At 68.4% G+C, this 15,493-nt stretch carries 12 protein-coding genes, 1 tRNA gene and 1 other RNA gene; 5 read left to right on the top strand and 9 right to left on the bottom strand.

Annotated features, from left to right (window positions below):
* Positions 1-15: 15 nt before the first annotated feature.
* The 7 genes from BI335_RS04850 to BI335_RS04820 are packed head-to-tail and all read right to left on the bottom strand — an operon-like array spanning position 16 to position 8,658.
* Positions 16-915 (bottom strand): ROK family protein, encoded by a 900-nt coding sequence (locus tag BI335_RS04850; RefSeq protein WP_094429830.1) that lies wholly within the window; start codon positions 913-915, stop codon positions 16-18.
* Positions 912-1,622, bottom strand: coding sequence for a copper homeostasis protein CutC (locus tag BI335_RS04845; RefSeq protein WP_094429829.1), 711 nt, complete (start codon positions 1,620-1,622; stop codon positions 912-914). The genes BI335_RS04850 and BI335_RS04845 overlap by 4 nt, the downstream gene beginning before the upstream one ends.
* Positions 1,612-2,949, bottom strand: a complete 1,338-nt coding sequence (locus BI335_RS04840) for an alpha-L-fucosidase (protein WP_094429828.1) — start codon at positions 2,947-2,949, stop codon at positions 1,612-1,614. Before BI335_RS04840 ends, BI335_RS04845 begins: the two co-directional genes overlap by 11 nt.
* Positions 2,943-4,997, bottom strand: coding sequence for an ABC transporter ATP-binding protein (locus tag BI335_RS04835; RefSeq protein ID WP_094404765.1), 2,055 nt, complete (start codon positions 4,995-4,997; stop codon positions 2,943-2,945). Before BI335_RS04835 ends, BI335_RS04840 begins: the two co-directional genes overlap by 7 nt.
* 3 nt (positions 4,998-5,000) lie before the next feature.
* Positions 5,001-5,918, bottom strand: coding sequence for an ABC transporter permease (locus BI335_RS04830; RefSeq protein WP_094404829.1), 918 nt, complete (start codon positions 5,916-5,918; stop codon positions 5,001-5,003).
* Positions 5,911-6,870, bottom strand: a complete 960-nt coding sequence (locus BI335_RS04825) for an ABC transporter permease (protein WP_094429827.1) — start codon at positions 6,868-6,870, stop codon at positions 5,911-5,913. The genes BI335_RS04830 and BI335_RS04825 overlap by 8 nt, the downstream gene beginning before the upstream one ends.
* A 3-nt stretch (positions 6,871-6,873) precedes the next feature.
* Complete coding sequence (locus BI335_RS04820) at positions 6,874-8,658, bottom strand: peptide ABC transporter substrate-binding protein (RefSeq protein ID WP_094429826.1); 1,785 nt, start codon at positions 8,656-8,658, stop codon at positions 6,874-6,876.
* Between the two features lie 173 nt (positions 8,659-8,831).
* Here BI335_RS04820 and BI335_RS04815 point away from each other — a divergent pair, with 173 nt between their 5' ends.
* Both BI335_RS04815 and BI335_RS04810 read left to right on the top strand, forming a co-directional pair.
* A complete protein-coding gene (locus BI335_RS04815; protein WP_172421742.1) occupies positions 8,832-9,962 on the top strand; it encodes an ROK family transcriptional regulator in 1,131 nt (376 codons plus the stop codon).
* A gap of 14 nt (positions 9,963-9,976) precedes the next feature.
* Complete coding sequence (locus BI335_RS04810) at positions 9,977-11,434, top strand: M81 family metallopeptidase (protein ID WP_094429825.1); 1,458 nt, start codon at positions 9,977-9,979, stop codon at positions 11,432-11,434.
* Positions 11,435-11,456: 22 nt separating this feature from the next.
* Here the strand turns inward: BI335_RS04810 and ffs are convergent.
* Positions 11,457-11,553, bottom strand: an RNA gene (gene ffs / locus BI335_RS04805) — signal recognition particle sRNA small type.
* A gap of 53 nt (positions 11,554-11,606) precedes the next feature.
* On the opposite strand from ffs, the gene BI335_RS04800 reads away from it, so the two are divergent.
* The 3 genes from BI335_RS04800 (at position 11,607) to BI335_RS04790 (ending at position 13,485) form a co-directional block, all read left to right on the top strand.
* Complete coding sequence (locus BI335_RS04800) at positions 11,607-12,452, top strand: alpha/beta fold hydrolase (protein WP_229119450.1); 846 nt, start codon at positions 11,607-11,609, stop codon at positions 12,450-12,452.
* Positions 12,438-12,525, top strand: a tRNA-Ser gene (locus BI335_RS04795). The genes BI335_RS04800 and BI335_RS04795 overlap by 15 nt, the downstream gene beginning before the upstream one ends.
* A gap of 78 nt (positions 12,526-12,603) precedes the next feature.
* Positions 12,604-13,485 carry an aldose-1-epimerase gene (locus BI335_RS04790; protein ID WP_094429824.1) on the top strand — a complete coding sequence of 294 codons (882 nt, stop codon included), beginning with the start codon at positions 12,604-12,606 and terminating at the stop codon, positions 13,483-13,485.
* Positions 13,486-13,489: 4 nt separating this feature from the next.
* Here the strand turns inward: BI335_RS04790 and BI335_RS04785 are convergent, their stop codons facing one another.
* Positions 13,490-15,484 carry a right-handed parallel beta-helix repeat-containing protein gene (locus BI335_RS04785; RefSeq protein ID WP_229119449.1) on the bottom strand — a complete coding sequence of 665 codons (1,995 nt, stop codon included), beginning with the start codon at positions 15,482-15,484 and terminating at the stop codon, positions 13,490-13,492.
* Positions 15,485-15,493: the final 9 nt, after the last annotated feature.

Genomic DNA, 15,493 nt, shown 5'->3' with positions numbered 1-15,493 from the left:
GCAGCCGGGGCCCGGTCATCGACCGCACAGCTCGACGGCCGCGCTGATCGCACCGTGGCAGACGGCATCCGAACCCAGCGCCGCCCGGCGGACCCGCAGCGTCCGTCCCGACACCAGCGGGTTGGCCGCCAGTGCCTGCTCCAGACCGGGTTCGAGGAGGTCCCAGGACGCGGTCACGCCGCCGCCGCAGACCACCCGATCGAGGTCGAACAGGGTGCCGGCCATGGCCAGCGCCCGGCCCAGTGCGTCGCCGGCTTCGGTGAACACCGCGCGCGCCTCCGAATCGCCGGCGCGGGCCAACTCGGCGACCTCGGCCGCACCGCGGGTGGGCCGGCCGGTGCGCTCCTGATAGCGCAGCGCGAGACTGCGACCGGACGTCAGGGTCTCCAGGTGGCCGCGGCCGCCGCAGGTGCAGGGCAGCTCCCCGAAGCCGGGCATGTGGCCGATCTCGGCCGCGCCGCCGAGGTCCCCGGCGTACAGCTGCCCGGACAACTGCACCGCGCCGCCGACCCCGGTGCCGAGCATCACCCCGAGCGCGGTGTGGGCACCGTGCAGGGCGCCCTGGTCGATCTCGCCGAGCAGGAAGGCGTTGACATCGTTCAGCACCGCGACCGGCAGCGGTTGGGCGCCGCGCAGAATCGTCCCCAGCCGGTGCCCGGTCCATCCCGGAATGGAGTCGGAGGCGGTGAGTACGGTGCCCGAGCGCGGGTCGATCACCCCCATCGAGGCCACGCCGATGCCCGCCAGCGCGCCTCCTGCGGTATTCGCGGCGATCTCGCGCAGCAGCACCTCGGTGATCGCGTCGGGCGATCCCGGTGTCGGTACCGCGCCGCGCCCCAGCACCCGGCCGTCGTCATCGGCGAGCAGCCAACCCGTCTTCGTACCGCCGATGTCGAAACCCAGCCACGTCCTCATGCCGACACCTCCCGGACGGCCGCGACCAGGGCCGCCACCCGCTCCGCCGCAGTCACGCTGCGCCCGGTCGCGGCACCGGGGCCGGTCGGCCCGCCGGTCACCGACCGACTCGCCGAGGCGTGCACCGCGCCGACTCCGAATGTGGCCAGCTCCGCCACATCAGCCACCGCGAGCCCGCCACCGGCGATGATCCGATCACCACCCAACAACCCGGCCAACCGGCCGAGACCGGCCATCCCCTCGGCGACGGTGCTGCCGCCCCCGGAGGTGAGCACCTCGGCGATCCCCGTCTCGGCAAGGGTTTCTGCGGTGTCGGTCGGCCCCACCACGTCACTGGCCCGATGCAACACCGTCGGCAATCCTTCGGCCGCGCCGACCAGGCGACTCAACGCCGCCCGGTCCAACCGCGGTCGGTCGCCGAGCCGATGCACCGCACCGACGACGACCCCGCTTGCACCCAGGTCGCGGGACCGCCGGATGTCCTCAGCCATCAGCCCGATTTCCTCGTCCAGATAGGCGAAATCGCCCTCTCGGCAGCGGACCAGCACCCGGACCGGGAGTCCCACGGTGACCACCGACGCGATCAGACCGGCGCTCGGGGTGAGCCCGCCGGTGGAGAGCCCGGTGCAGAGCTCGAGGCGATCCGCACCGGCCTCGGCGGCGGTCGCCGCACCGGCCAGGTCCTGCACCGCGATTTCAACCAGCATGGGCACCTCCGGGACAGACCGCGACCGCGACGGGGCTGTCCCGCAGCACCGTCGGCACCGTGAGCAGGCCGTCGGCCGCGGGCATCGCCGCGGTCCCCGGTGCGCCGAGCCAGTGCGCCGGGTGCGGGACATCGGTGGGCAACGAGATGACCCCCCGTGCGGGGTGCAGCAGATGCACGAACAGGTCCCCATCGCGTTGCGTGTAACGGAAATCATCGGTATCACCGAACCGGCGCCAGGGCCTGGTGCCGTGGATCGCGTCCGCATTGTCAGCCATCCACACCCCCAGTTCGTCGAGCACCCGGGTCTGCGCGGCCGGCAACTCACCGGCGGCGTCGGGGCCGACGTTGAGCAACAGATTGCCATTCTTGGCGGCCACATCGACCAGCAGCCGCACCAGGTCGGCACCGGTGAGCGTGTGCTCGGGTGCTTCGTCGGTGTTGAGGCCGAAGGACAGGCCGATGCCCCGGGTCGCCTCCCATGGTTCGGGGAGGGTGTCGGGGACGTGGCTGTACTCCCGGGTCAGGTGACCGTGTACGGGGATGCCCCAGCGGTCGTTGACGACGCCGTCGGGGACGAGGTTTCGATACTCGGTGAGCAGGGTGGCCAGTGAGTCGGGGCCGTGGTCCTTGCCGGCGTCGGGCCAGTCGATGTCGTTCCAGAGGATGTCGGGTCGGAAGCGCTCGATCAGTTCCCGGAGCTGCCCGGCGGCGTAACCGGCGAACTCCGGATCGTTGCGCCGGAACGCGAACAGCTCCGCATCACCGGTGATCGGCGGGAAGTCGCTGACGTGCCAGTCCAGGGCACCGGAATAGTAGAGGCCCAGGCGCATCCGGTGCGCCCTGGCCGCGCGGGCCAGCTCGTCGATCAGGTCGCGGCGAGGACCACGGCGCACGGTGTTGAACGGGGTGGTCCCGGTGCCCCACAGGCAACAGCCATCGTGGTGCTTGGTCACCGGGACCAGATAGCGACCACCGGCGCGGGTCAGTCGGTCCACGAATTCCGTTGCGTCGAAGGATTCGGCGTGCCAGTCATCGAGGAGGTCCGCATAGCTCGTCCCCGTCCCGTAACGGTATCGGTGCAGTGCCGCGGTGGGGCCATCGGTGAAGCGCACCGTGTTGGCGTACCACTCGGCATAGCGATGCCAGTGGTAGGGGTTGTCGGCGGGGCGATCCGGGCCGGCGTACGCCCAGGCTGGCACCGAGTAGATCCCCCAGTGCACGAAGAAGCCCAGCTTGGCATCCCGCCACCACGCGGGCACGGTGAGGTCCGGGTAGCGCACCGGTGGATCGATGACCGGGCCGGTGCGATGCTCGAAGTTCAGCACCCGCGGACCTCGGCGAGCGGGAAGTGGCAGGCGACCTGGTGGCCGTCACCCCGCAGCGGTGGTTCGGTGCTGCGGCACAGCTGCTGGGCCCTGGGGCAGCGGGCCGCGAATCGGCAGCCCTGACCGGGATCCCGGGCGTCGGCCGGTTCGCCGATGATCTCCGGTTGCTCCTCCACCGACTGGTCGGTTTCCGGAATATCTGCCACCGAAGGGATCGCGTCGATCAGCGCCCTGGTGTAGGGGTGCAGCGGATTGGTCACCACCTGGTCCGCGGCACCGATCTCGACGATCTTCCCCAGGTACATCACCGCGATCCGGTCGGCCATGTAGCGGACCACCGACAGGTCGTGGGAGATGAAGACGTACGCCAGGCCGAGCTCGTTCTGGAGATCGCGCATCAGGTTCAGCACCTGCGCCTGGACCGAGACGTCCAACGCACTGACCGGTTCGTCGCAGACCACCAGATCCGGTTTGAGTGCCAGCGCCCGGGCGAGCCCGACCCGCTGCAGCTGCCCGCCGGAGAACTCGTGCGGGTAACGTTCCAGCGAGGTCCGAGCCAGTCCGACCGAGTCCAACAGGTCACCGGCCTGCGCCGCCCGTTCCCGAGCGGTGCCGATCCGTTGGATGGCCAGCGGTTCGGTGAGGATCTCATCGACCCGCATCCGCGGATCCATCGCGGCATAGGAATCCTGGAACATCAGTTGGATCCGGCGATGCAACCGCTTGCTGCGCGGTGCCGAGTCCCGATCCCCGACGACCGCACCGTCGAACTCCATGGCCCCCGAGGTCGGCTGCTCCAGGCGGGCGATCATCCGACCGAGGGTCGACTTGCCGCAACCGGACTCCCCCACGATGCCGAGCGTCTCCCCGCGGGCGACGGTCAGCGACACGTCCGACACGGCATGGATCTCACCGCTGCGGCGGCGCAGCACCGTGCCCGACATCGCCGGATAGATCTTGGAGATCTCGCTCAACCGCAGCAACGCCGCCGGATGGGCAGGCTCGGTGGCCGCGCTCCCCTCGGTGACCTCGACGACCGCGGGCGGGGTCGGTCGCCGGTCCTGTTCCGGGCGGGCGTGCGGATGGTGGCAGAAGAAGCGATGCTGCGGGGTGCCCTGCTCACCGGGGTCCTGTTCGCACTCGCTGGTCGCAGCCGGGCAGCGGGGTGCGAACGAGCAGCCGGTGATCGGCCGGGCCAGGTTGGGCGGCATCCCCGGAATCGACAGCAGCCGCTGGCCGCGGTCCTGTCGATGGTCGGGTACCGCGCCGAGCAGGGCGCGGGTGTACTGGTGCCGGGGATCGGCGAAGATCTCCACCGCCGGGGCGCTCTCGACGATCCGGCCGGCATACATCACTGCCACCTTGTCGGCGCGACCGGCGACGACACCGAGATCGTGGGTGACCAGCATCACGGCGGTGCCGAACTCGGCACGGATCTCATCGATCAGATCGAGGATCTGCCGCTGGGTGGTGACGTCGAGGGCCGTGGTCGGTTCATCGGCGATCAGCAGCTTGGGTGAGCAGACCAGCGCCATCGCGATCATCACCCGTTGCCGCATCCCACCGGAAAGCTGGTGCGGATAGTCATCGACGATCTTCTCCGCGCGCGGCATCCCGACCCGGCGCAGGATCTCGATCGCCCGATCGCGGCCCTCGGCCCGGTTGGCCTTCTCGTGGATCCGCAGGGGTTCGGCGACCTGGTTGCCGATCTTGAGGGTCGGGTTCAAGGAGGTGAGCGGGTCCTGGAAGATCATCCCGATCTCGGTCCCGCGGATGCGCCGGGACTCGGCAGGGGTGAGCCGGGTGATGTCGCGACCGGCGACGGTGATCGACCCGTCGGTGACCCGACCACCGGACGGCAACAGGCCCATGATCGACAATGCGGTCATCGTCTTGCCGGAGCCGGATTCACCGACCACGCCGATGATCTCACCGGGATCGACGGTCAGGTCCACGCCACGCAGCGCGTGCACCGCACCCCTGCGCAGGGCGATGTCGACCGTGAGCCCGTCCAGAGCGAGCAGGGGCTGGGGGCTGGGATCAGTCATGTCTCACCGTTTCCGCAGTCGGACCTCGAAGGCGTCCCGCAGTCCGTCGCCGACGAAGTTGAACGCGAGAACCAGAACAATGATGAGGATTCCGGGCGGGTAGAGCAGCCACCAGCGTTCCGAGTACGCCTCGGAGATGCCGGTGGAGAGCATGCCGCCCCAGTTGGCCGCGGGCGGGGGTACGCCGAGACCGAGGAAGCTCAGGTAGGCCACGTAGAGCACCGCATCGGCGACCTGGAAGGTGGCGTTCACGATGACGGTGCCGATGGCGTTGCGGACGATGTGCGAGCGCACCGCCCGGACCGGCCCGCCACCCATCCCGCGCATCGCCAGGATGTATTCGCGGGACCGCAGCGCGATCGCCTCACCGCGAACCAACCGGGCGGGGTTCAGCCAGGCGAAGGCGCCGATGATCAGGATCAGCAAGCCGATCGTCGGGGTGACCATGGTCGCGATGAGCATGAAGAGGAAGAGTGCGGGGATCGACATCAGGGCGTCCACGACGCGCATCATCGCGGCATCGATCCAGCCACCCAGGAAACCCGCGACCGCACCCCAGATGGTGCCGATCAGGGTGGCCAGCAGACCTGCGGCCAGGCCGACGATGATCGAGGTCTGGCCGCCGAGCATCAACCGTCCGAGCTGGTCGTAACCCAGACCGTCGGTGCCCAACCAGTGCCCCGGTGCACCGGGGTCGAGATAGGCGGAGGCGAGATCGGTGTGCACCTGCTCGGTGGGCCGCAGCAGCGGGCCGAGGAAGCAGAACAGCACCAGGCCGATGATCAGCAGCGCACCCACGACGGCGAGCCGATTCTGGGCGAACACCTCCAATCCCTGCCGCCACAGGGATTGCCGACGATCTACCTCGACGCTCTCGGCGGGGACCCGGGTCGTCCCGGGTGCGGGGGTCGCGTCAGACATCGGCACCTCCGAGGCGTACCCGCGGGTCGACCGCGGCATAGAGCAGATCGGCGATCAACGCACCGACGACGGTGGCCAGCGAGACGATCACGGTCACCGCCAGCAGCACCGGATAGTCACGGTGCTGGGCGGCCTGCCAGAACATCAGACCCATCCCGGGGAAGTTGAACAGTGACTCCACCACCAGGGCACCGGAGAACAGCGCCGGCAGATATATGCCGAGCAGCGTGATCACCGGGAACAGGCTGTTGCGCAGGGCGTGGCCGAAGATCACCCGGGATTCGGCCATCCCCTTGCTGCGTGCGGTGCGGATGTAGTTCTCGTTGAGGTTGTCCACCATCGAGGAGCGGACATAGCGGGTGTATGCCGCCAGGGTGCCGATGGCGAGCGTGATCACCGGCAGGATCAGCGCCTGGGAGTCGGCGAACATCTCGGCCAGGGTGAACCCCTGGGGTGCCTCCGGCGGCAGGATCGGCCAGGTCTGGGAGAACAGGATGATCAGCACCAGGCCGGCGAAGAACAGCGGGGTGGCGTAGGTGAGCAGGGCGACGGCGGTCACCAGGTAGTCCTGCCACCGGTTGCGGCGGACCGCCTGCAACACCCCGAGCGGGATGGCCAGCAGCACCGCCACCCCGGTGCTCAGCAGCGACAGCACCATCGTCTTCGGCAACCGCTGCGCGATCGCCTCGGCCACCGGTTGGTTGTAGAGGTAGGAATAACCGAGATCACCGGTGAGCAGCCGCCCCAGATAGCGCAGATACTGCACCGGCAGGATCTGGTCGAAACCGTTGTCCCGGTTGAACTGGGCGATCTGCTCCGCGGTGGCCTCCTTGCCGAGCGCGGCGCGGGCCGCTCCACCGGGCAGCAGATGCAGGATGGTGAAGGCGATCACGGTCACCAGGAAGGTGACCGCGACCGCCTGCAGCAGCCGCTTGAGTACGTAACGGACCACGGCTCAGTTCGTCCTCGCCCAATCCTGGGGGTAGACCTCGAGGGTCGGGTCCTGCGGTTCGATGCCGGTGATGTCGGACTTGTACGCCGACACCTGCGCGACCGGGTTGGGCATCCAGAGCACCGGCAGTTCCTTGGCCAGGTAGTCGTTGTAGGCCGTCATCACCGATTCGTCACCGGAGAACTGGGTCTCATCGATCAGCTGATCCGCCTTCGGATCGCTGTAGCTGCCCAGGTTCACCGCACCGGTGCTGGCGAACAGTCGCTCCCCGGAGGCGTACACCGGGAAGTACCAGCTGGACTGCGATCCGAAGAAGGACAGGTCCCAGCTGCACCCTGGATCGGCCGGTTCACACTTCTGGGTGACCGAGACCGAGTCGGGCACCTCCTTGATGGTGAGCTGGATGCCGGCGCCTGCGAAACGCGACTTGAGTTCGGCCATCATCTTGGTGGTGGCCGAGAACCCGGACTGGCTGGTCACCTCGAACTGCAACGGTGCGCCGGCCGCGACACCTTCACCGCACTGCCCGGGGCCGGTACCTGGCTTCTCACAGGTGGTCACGCCGTCGGGGACGACCTTCCAGCCGTTCTCGGTGAGCGTCTGCTTCGCCTTCTCCGGGTCGAACTGGTAGGCGCAACCGTCCATCGAACCCGCCGATCCGGGCTTCTGTGGCACCGGGCCGCAGGTGGGTGCGGCCTGTTCCTGCCACACCACCCGGGAGATGGTCGGCTGATCGATCAGCATCTGCATCGCCTGCCGGACCGGCAGCTGCTTGAAGATCGGCCCGGTCTTCGGGTTGTTGAAGTTGAACGGCATGTAGCTGATCGACCAGCCGTACCACGGGGAGACCTTGTAACCCCGGGACTCGATCGTCTTGCGCTGGTTGATGTTGCCGGCCGGGATGTAGCCGTAGTCGATGCCGCCGGAGCGCAACACGTTGAACTCGGCGTCGTCACCGGTGAACGGGCGGAAGACCACGTTGTCCAGCTTCGGCTTGTCGGCACCGGTGTAACCGGTGTTCTTCGCCAGTTTCACCTCACCCTGTGGCACATAGGACTCGAGGCTGAAGGCACCGGAGACGGTCTTCCACAAGGGATTGGTGCCATAGCTCGCGGTGTCCTTGGCGGCGGCCTCCAGGGTGCCGAAGACCTCCTTGGCACCCTCGGGGGTGGCGGCCTTGCCCTCCGGATCCCAGGCGTGCGCCGGGAGCGGATAGATCTTGTCGAGCTGGTTGTCGACGAACCAGGTGGGGGCGTATTCGCGGGTGGTGGTGATCGAGAAGGTCTGCTCGTCGATCACCTTGAACTCGGCGACGTTGTCCGGCAGCGCACCCTTGCGGTAGGAGGACCACTTGTCCTTGTTGGCGTTGACCAGATTCCACCAGAACTGCACATCCTTGGTGGTGATCGCGGTGCCGTCGGACCACTTCTCGTCCTTCAGCTTGACGGTGTAGGTCTTGCCGTCGGCAGTCACCTCCGGGACGCCGGCGATCGAGCGCTTCTCGTCGATGCTGTATTTCCCGCCGCCGGACAGCGCGTAGGAGTAGACCGAGCGGTACAGCGTGGAGATGAAGATCGCGTTCTCGCCCTGGGTGTGGCCGGGAGTGGCGATCGGCAGGATCCAGCTCGGCGTCTTGAGCGCCATCGACACGCTGCCGCCGTCCTTGGCCGGGCCCTGCCCGGTGCTCCCGGCGCCGGCACCACCGGAACTGCAGGCGGTCAGTGCCAGGACGGCCGCGGCCGAGATCGCGACCAGTCTGGCCGCCGACGTGCGCTTGATGCTCCCCATTGAGGCTCCTCCGAAGGTCTGGGCTCTGCTGGGAAGCTAACAGGAATTCGTCGGAAGTTGCGAGAGTTTCAGAGTTTTTTCGCTAACTTTCTTCGTTATCGGCTATAAGTGGACCACCCGCGCGTCGTAAGTGGCGTGACAGGATGAGCGATGAACCAGAGGGAGGCGAGGGCATGGCAGTTCCGTCGGCGCCGGTCAGCGACCGCATCAAGCAACTCATCGGCGAGAGCGAAGGCCTCTCCCGGACCGACCTGGCCAGTTCGTCGGCGCTCGCCCCATCGACGGTCTCGCAGCTGGTGCGCCAGCTCATCGAGCAGGGTGAGGTGGAGGAGACCGAGGGTGAGTCGACCGGGGGCCGGCGGCCCCGGTTGCTGCGGCTGCGGCGCCGGCCGGGCACCCTGGGAGTGGCCGAGATCGGTTCGCAGCACGTCCGCCTCGGGGTGAGCGACGGGCAGGGCCGGTTGCTCGGCTCGACCGAGCTGCCGATCACCATCGCCAACGGCCCGACACAGGTCTTCGACACCCTGGCCGAGGGCTGGAGCGTGCTGCGGAACGAACTCGACACGGACGAACCCCTGAGGGGAATCGGGCTCGCGCTGCCCGGCCCGGTCAACGTGCAGCGCACCGCGGTGAGCGGTGCCGCCCGGATGCCCGGCTGGACCGAGGTCGACCTGCCCGCACTGTTGACCGAGCGCTTCGGCGTACCCGCGGTGATCGAGAACGATGCCCGCGCCGGCGCCATCGGCGAGTTCAGCCAGCGGCCCGACCTCGGGGATTTCCTGTATGTGAAGGCCGGATCGGGTATCGGCGGTGCGTGGATGAGCGAAGGCCGCCCCTATCGGGGGGCGCTCGGTTTCGGCGGCGACCTGACCCACACCAGGGTGCCCGACGCCGGCCAGCTGGTCTGCTCCTGCGGCAACACCGGCTGCCTGGAGACGGTGGGCAGCGGCGCCGGGATCAAGCGATTGCTCGCCGCCGAAGGCATCGACGCCGACTCGTTGGATGAGTTGTTGACGATGAGCCGGAACGGCAATGCGCAGGTGACGACGCGGCTGCGGACCGCGGGTGGCCAGCTCGGCCAGGTGCTGTCGGCGATCGTCAATTTTCTCAACCCACACACGATCGTCGTCGGTGGCTCGCTGTCCAGCGTGGGCGCCTACGTCGCCGGGATGCGGGCGGTCATCTATGCCGACAGTCTGCCGATCTGCACCACCGACCTGACCATCACCGAATCCCGCAGCGGCGCCGACGCGGCCCTGCTGGGGATGACCGCGATGATCCGCCAGACCACCCTGACCAGCTAGTTCGAGGAAGTCCTGTGAGCCGACCCAGGATCGCCATCTGCGGCGTCCACATCGAATCGAGCACCTTCTCCCCGCACCGCTCGACCGCCGATGATTTCGAGGTACGCCGCGGCGCGGCCGTGCTGGAGCGCTACCCGTGGATCGGTGGCAATGACTGGGCCGACCGGGTCGAGTGGCTGGGCGTGCTGCACGCCCGGGCCCTGCCGGGTGGGCCGGTGGTGGCCGAGGACTACCAACGCTGGCGCGCGGAGATCCTTGCGGGGCTGGCGGAACTGGGTGAGCTGGACGGGTTGTTCTTCGACATCCACGGTGCGATGAGCGTCGAGGGGATGACCGACGTGGAGGGTGAGCTGATCACAGCCATTCGATCGGTGATCGGCACCGAGGTGTTGGTGTCCACCTGTATGGACCTGCACGGCAACGTCTCGGAGGAGTTGTTCGCCGGGCTGGATCTGCTCACCTGTTATCGGATGGCTCCGCACGAGGACGCCTGGCAGAGCCGCGAGCGGGCCGCCCGCAACCTGGTGGACCGGTTGATCGACGGCTCCGGCAAGCCGCACAAGGCACTCGTGCACGTTCCGGTGCTGCTGCCCGGGGAGATGACCTCGACGCGGATCGAACCGGCGAAGTCCTTGTACGGGAGGATTCCCGGGATCGAGGCGAAGGACGGGATCCTGGACGCCGCGATCTGGATCGGCTTCGCCTGGGCGGATGAACCGCGCTGCTGCGGTGCGGTGGTGGTGACCGGGGACGATCCCGAGCTGGTCAACCGATGCGCCGAGGACCTGGGCGCCGAGTTCCTCGACCGGCGCGAGGAGTTCGTCTTCGTCGCGCCGACCGCGAGCTATCCCGACGGGTTGCGGACCGCGATCACCTCGGAACAACGCCCGTTCCTGCTGTCGGACTCCGGGGACAATCCCGGCGCCGGCGGGGCGGCGGACTGCACCGTCACCCTGGCCGAGCTGCTGTCCTGCCCCGAGATCACTGACGGCTCGGTGAGCGCTGTGCTGGCCGCGATCGTCGACCCCGAAGCCGCCCGGCGGGCCGCCGAGCTCGGTGTCGGCGCCCCGATCGACACCCTGGTCGGCGGCCGCATCGACGACCGCCCGCCCGGTTCGGTCCGGGTCCGCGGTGTGGTCGGCGCGGTGGTCGAGGATCCCGACGGTGGTCTGGTCGTCCGGCTCGATGTGGGTGGTCTGCAGGTGGTCGTGACGAGTCGCCGCTCGCAGTATTCGACGCTGGACAAGTTCCACCGGCTCGGCATCGACCCGGCCGCGGTTGACGTGATCACGGTCAAGATCGGCTACCTGGAACCGGAGCTCTACGACCTGGCCGCCGACTGGCTGCTCTGCCTGACCCCGGGCGGGGTGGATCAGGATCTCGTCCGGCTCGGACACCAGCGGCTGCACCGGCCGATGTTCCCCTTCGATCGGGACCTCGGCGGCGTACGCCTGCAGGCGATCACGTCCTGACCTCGGGCACCGCCCCGGGCATGAAAAGGGCCCCCCGCGTACCCGACAGAGCCCACTTACCCTTGCTGCCTTCCGGCCCTGGGGGGATTGGGTGAGGTAACGCCACACGGGGGACCTGCGGGCAAGTGTAGGCCCCTGTCTGCCCGGAATCCAAGCTGGGTATTGTCGATCCATGGACACCATCCCCCACAAGGTCACCGGGAGCGGTGATCACACAGTGTTCTGGCTGCACGGTTGGTTCGGTTCGAGCTCGGCCTGGGGCAGCATGCCCCGGATGCTGGACGGCGACCGGTTCCGGCACATCTTCGTGGACTACCGCGGCCATGGTCAGCGCCGGACCGAGGGTGGGGACTACACCCTCGACGAGATCGCCGCCGATGTGCTGGCGCTGGCCGAGGATCTCGGCGTGGACCGCTTCTCGCTGGTCGGCCACTCGATGGGTGGCGCCGGTGCGCTGCGCGTGCTCTCCCAGGCCCCCGACCGGGTGCACCGGATCGTCGGCATCGCGCCGGTCGGTGCGACCCCGACCCCCTTCGACGAGCCGACCCGTGAGCTGTTCTTCGGTGCGCCCGATGATCGGGAGAAGCGGTACGCGATCGTCGACTTCACCACCAGGAACCGGAACACCGAGTCCTGGGTGAACCGGACCGTGGCGCATTCGATGGAGCAGTCCTCGACCGAGGCGTTCCGCGGCCATCTGAAGTCCTGGGCCGAGGCAGATTTCGCCGACGACCTGACCGGTGTCACGGTGCCGGCGCTGGTCATCGTCGGTGAGCACGACCGGGTGCTCGACGAGGAGACGGTACGCCAGACCTGGGGGTGCGGTGCTGCCCGATGTCCGGATCGCGGTGATGGCGAACGCCGGCCACTACCCCGCCGACGAGACCCCGGTGCAGACCGCGACCGTGGTGGAGCGCTTCCTGGCCGAGGCCGACTGATCCGATCCCGCCGACCGGGCGATCTCGGTTCGCGTCCGGGCGCCGCGCACGGTACGCTACCCGGCGGAGGATTCGCCTAGTGGCCTATGGCGCTCGCTTGGAAAGCGGGTTGGGTGCAAGCCCTCAGGGGTTCGAATCCCCTATCCTCCGCCAGTTGACAACCAGGAGCGCCGCCCGACCCGAACCGTGGTCGAGGCGGCGTTTCGGACCGACCCGAGCGAGTGATCCCCGATGGGACTGAATGGCGAGCAGCTCCGGCTGGCGCGTGGCGACTGGGAGGCCGTGGTCAGCACGGCCGGTGCGACGCTCGTCCAGCTCCGCCACGCGGGTCGCGATGCCATCTGCTCCTTCGACCCGACGCGCGGGGTGGGCGGGGCGTCCTACATGGGCCGGGTCCTCGCACCCTGGCCGAACCGGGTCACCGGAGGTCGCTATTCCTTCGCCGGTCGCGAGTTCACCCTGCCGATCAACGAGGCATCGACCGGCGCCGCGCTCCACGGGTTGGCCATCTGGTCGGACTGGCGCGTCGACGCACGGAGCGCCGACGGTGTGACGCTCACCCTCACGCTGCCCGGTTCGCTCGGTTATCCGTTCGCGCTCGCCCTGTCGGTGACCTACCGGTTGACGGCCGACGGCCTCGACGTGACGATCGGCGCACAGAACATCGGGCCCGAAACCGCACCCGTGGGCCTGGGGGTCCACCCCTACCTCACCTGCGACAACCTGCCCATCGACGACTGCGTCGTGACCTGTCCGGCGTCACAGATCCTGAGCGTCGACGAGCAGTTGGCACCGGTCGGCCTGTCCGGCGTCCTCGGCACGGCGTACGACTTCACCCAGCCGACCGCGATGCGCGGGCGAAGCGTGGATCACGCCTTCACCGGCCTGTCCGATCGGGGCTGGTCGGTCACCCTGTCCGGGGGCGGCATGACGGTGTCCCTGCGCGCCGCCGCACCCTGGCTCCAGCTCTATTCGGGCGAGGAGGTGGGCCGGCGCGGGCTCGCCGTCGAGCCGATGACCTGCCCACCGGATGCCTTCAATGGGCCCGACGCCGCAACGGCACTGGCCCCCGGTGATCGCCGGGGGCTCGGTTTCACGATCCTGGCGGAGTGAGCCGTCAGGTTCGCGTACGCGTCAGCAGCGTGACCCGGTTGGGTCCCGGTTCGAGCGAATGGATCGGGCCGGCGGGTGCCGATTCGCCGGAACGGCCGCCGAGCAGGTCCTCGTCGAGGCTGAGCGGCGCGCCGTCCGGTGCGTCGAACTCGGCGTCCACCATGCGTACCCGGCCCAGGTTCTGGGTGGTGGCGGTCGCCACGACGTGGTCCGCGAAGCCCTCGGGCAGGGTGAGCTCCAGCTCCACACACCCGTCGGTGGCATGGACGCGGACCCCCGGGTCCATCGGGTCGGTGAGGGCGCTTTCCTCACGCTCGAAGGATTGCGCGCCGTTCAGATAGATGTTGTCGCGCAGATAGACCGGATTCTTCAGCCCATCGAAGATGTTGACGTCACCGGGCAGCGCCGCCTCCACGTTGTCCAGGAACTCCTCGAACGACGCGGGGTGACCGTCATAGGCCAGCGTTCCGTATCCCACCCGGGTCTGCGGCTCGATGCCCCACTCATACACCCCCCGCACGTCACGCGGATCACCACCGTTGCCCACGAAGACATTTCCGACGATGCGGTCGTCACCCGCGAAGTTGCCGGCATATCCTGCCACCTCGGTGGAATGGGGCACGTGATAGGGCGTCGGTCGCTCCGGTACCGGACGCACCATGAACGTGCCCGCCACCAGATTGCCCACGTAGGCGCCCCCGTCACTCCAGACCTCGATGGCCGCGGGCGATGCCAACACGTTGTGGTCGACGATGTAGGGGCCGTGGGAGACCTCCACGTAGAGGTCGCGATTGTTGTCGTGCAAGACATTGCGGCTGATCCTCGTGCCCTGGGTCTGCCAGTCGCTCCAGATCCCCAGCGCGCAGTCATGGATGTGGTTGCCCACGATCTGGACGTCGATGGCCGCGTGCAGCTTGATCCCGCCGATCTCGTGGCCGTAGAACTCCCGCTTGGTGGCGATGTCGTGGATCTCGTTGTTGCGGATCTCGCTGAAGACACACCCCAGGTGTCCGACGATGCCGTTCTGCCCGCAGTCATGGATCACGTTGTCACGGACGATGTGGCTCCCGATCTGCTCCCTGGACCAGCCGATCTGCCGGGCCCGGAAGACGGCCTCGAGCTGGTACTGGTAACCGGGCTTGTCCCGCCGCTCGGTGAACCAGTTGTCACCCGTGCTCGCCTCCTTGCCCAGGGAGACGGCAGAACACTTCGCGTGATGGATGTGGTTCTGCTCGATGATCCAGCCCTTGGCCCAGTTGGGTCCGATGAGGCCCGGCTGGTCCCCGGTGGGGGGAGCCCAGGGCGTGGCGGCGTGCGCGAGTTCGAAGCCGCGCACGGTGATGTAGTCGATGTGGTTCGCCTCCGGCTGGAACACCGAGCGGCGTACGCTCACTTCCACCATTTCCCGGTTCGGATCGGCACCGTGGAAGGTGGCCCACACGGTGGTGTTCTCCGCGTCCACCTCGGCGAACCAGAGCCGGGTCGTCTGGTCGGGGTCAGCGATCGCGACCTCCTGACCCGTGCGGTCGTCCACGATGCGATCGCGCCGCTGTGGAGACGCCAGCTGGTCGAAGGAATCCGCCTCATAGAAGGCTTTTCCGTCAAGATAGACGTCGCCGAGGTGTCGGACGGGTTCGTCACCGACGGGCCGGACGACCCAGTCGCCGCGCAGCTCCAGGGCGAAGGGGTTCCAGTCACCGAACATGCTGTTGGGCAGGACGGCCTTCCAGACGTCCCCGTCCTGCCGTTCCCAGGAGTCGACCCGCTCCGATCCCAAGATGGCGACGTGGTCACCGTCCGCGGCCGTGTAGGTGATGCGGCGCTGGTCGCTCAGCCCACCGCGCCGGGGCTTGACCCACTCGCGGTATTCCCCGGCGTGCACCACCACCGTGTCGCCGGCGCGGGCGATCTGGGCCGCATGATTGATCGTGCGGAATGGCGTGGACTCGCTCCCGTCGGCGGCGTCCGAGCCGTTCGGGCTCACGTGCAACTCGGTCACTGTCTTCTC

It is taken from the genome of Enemella evansiae, from assembly GCF_002250705.1.
Classification (GTDB): Bacteria; Actinomycetota; Actinomycetes; order Propionibacteriales; family Propionibacteriaceae; genus Enemella; species Enemella evansiae.
This window is presented reverse-complemented; position numbering and strand designations above follow the sequence as displayed.

Excerpts from the sequence above, each read along its gene's own strand:
- BI335_RS04850 (WP_094429830.1), bottom strand. The coding sequence starts at position 915 with ATGAGGACGTGGCTGGGTTTCGACATCGGCGGTACGAAGACGGGTTGG.
- BI335_RS04845 (WP_094429829.1), bottom strand. The coding sequence starts at position 1,622 with ATGCTGGTTGAAATCGCGGTGCAGGACCTGGCCGGTGCGGCGACCGCC.
- BI335_RS04835 (WP_094404765.1), bottom strand. The coding sequence starts at position 4,997 with ATGACTGATCCCAGCCCCCAGCCCCTGCTCGCTCTGGACGGGCTCACG.
- BI335_RS04830 (WP_094404829.1), bottom strand. The coding sequence starts at position 5,918 with ATGTCTGACGCGACCCCCGCACCCGGGACGACCCGGGTCCCCGCCGAG.
- BI335_RS04820 (WP_094429826.1), bottom strand. The coding sequence starts at position 8,658 with ATGGGGAGCATCAAGCGCACGTCGGCGGCCAGACTGGTCGCGATCTCG.
- BI335_RS04815 (WP_172421742.1), top strand. The coding sequence starts at position 8,832 with ATGGCAGTTCCGTCGGCGCCGGTCAGCGACCGCATCAAGCAACTCATC.
- BI335_RS04800 (WP_229119450.1), top strand. The coding sequence starts at position 11,607 with ATGGACACCATCCCCCACAAGGTCACCGGGAGCGGTGATCACACAGTG.
- BI335_RS04790 (WP_094429824.1), top strand. The coding sequence starts at position 12,604 with ATGGGACTGAATGGCGAGCAGCTCCGGCTGGCGCGTGGCGACTGGGAG.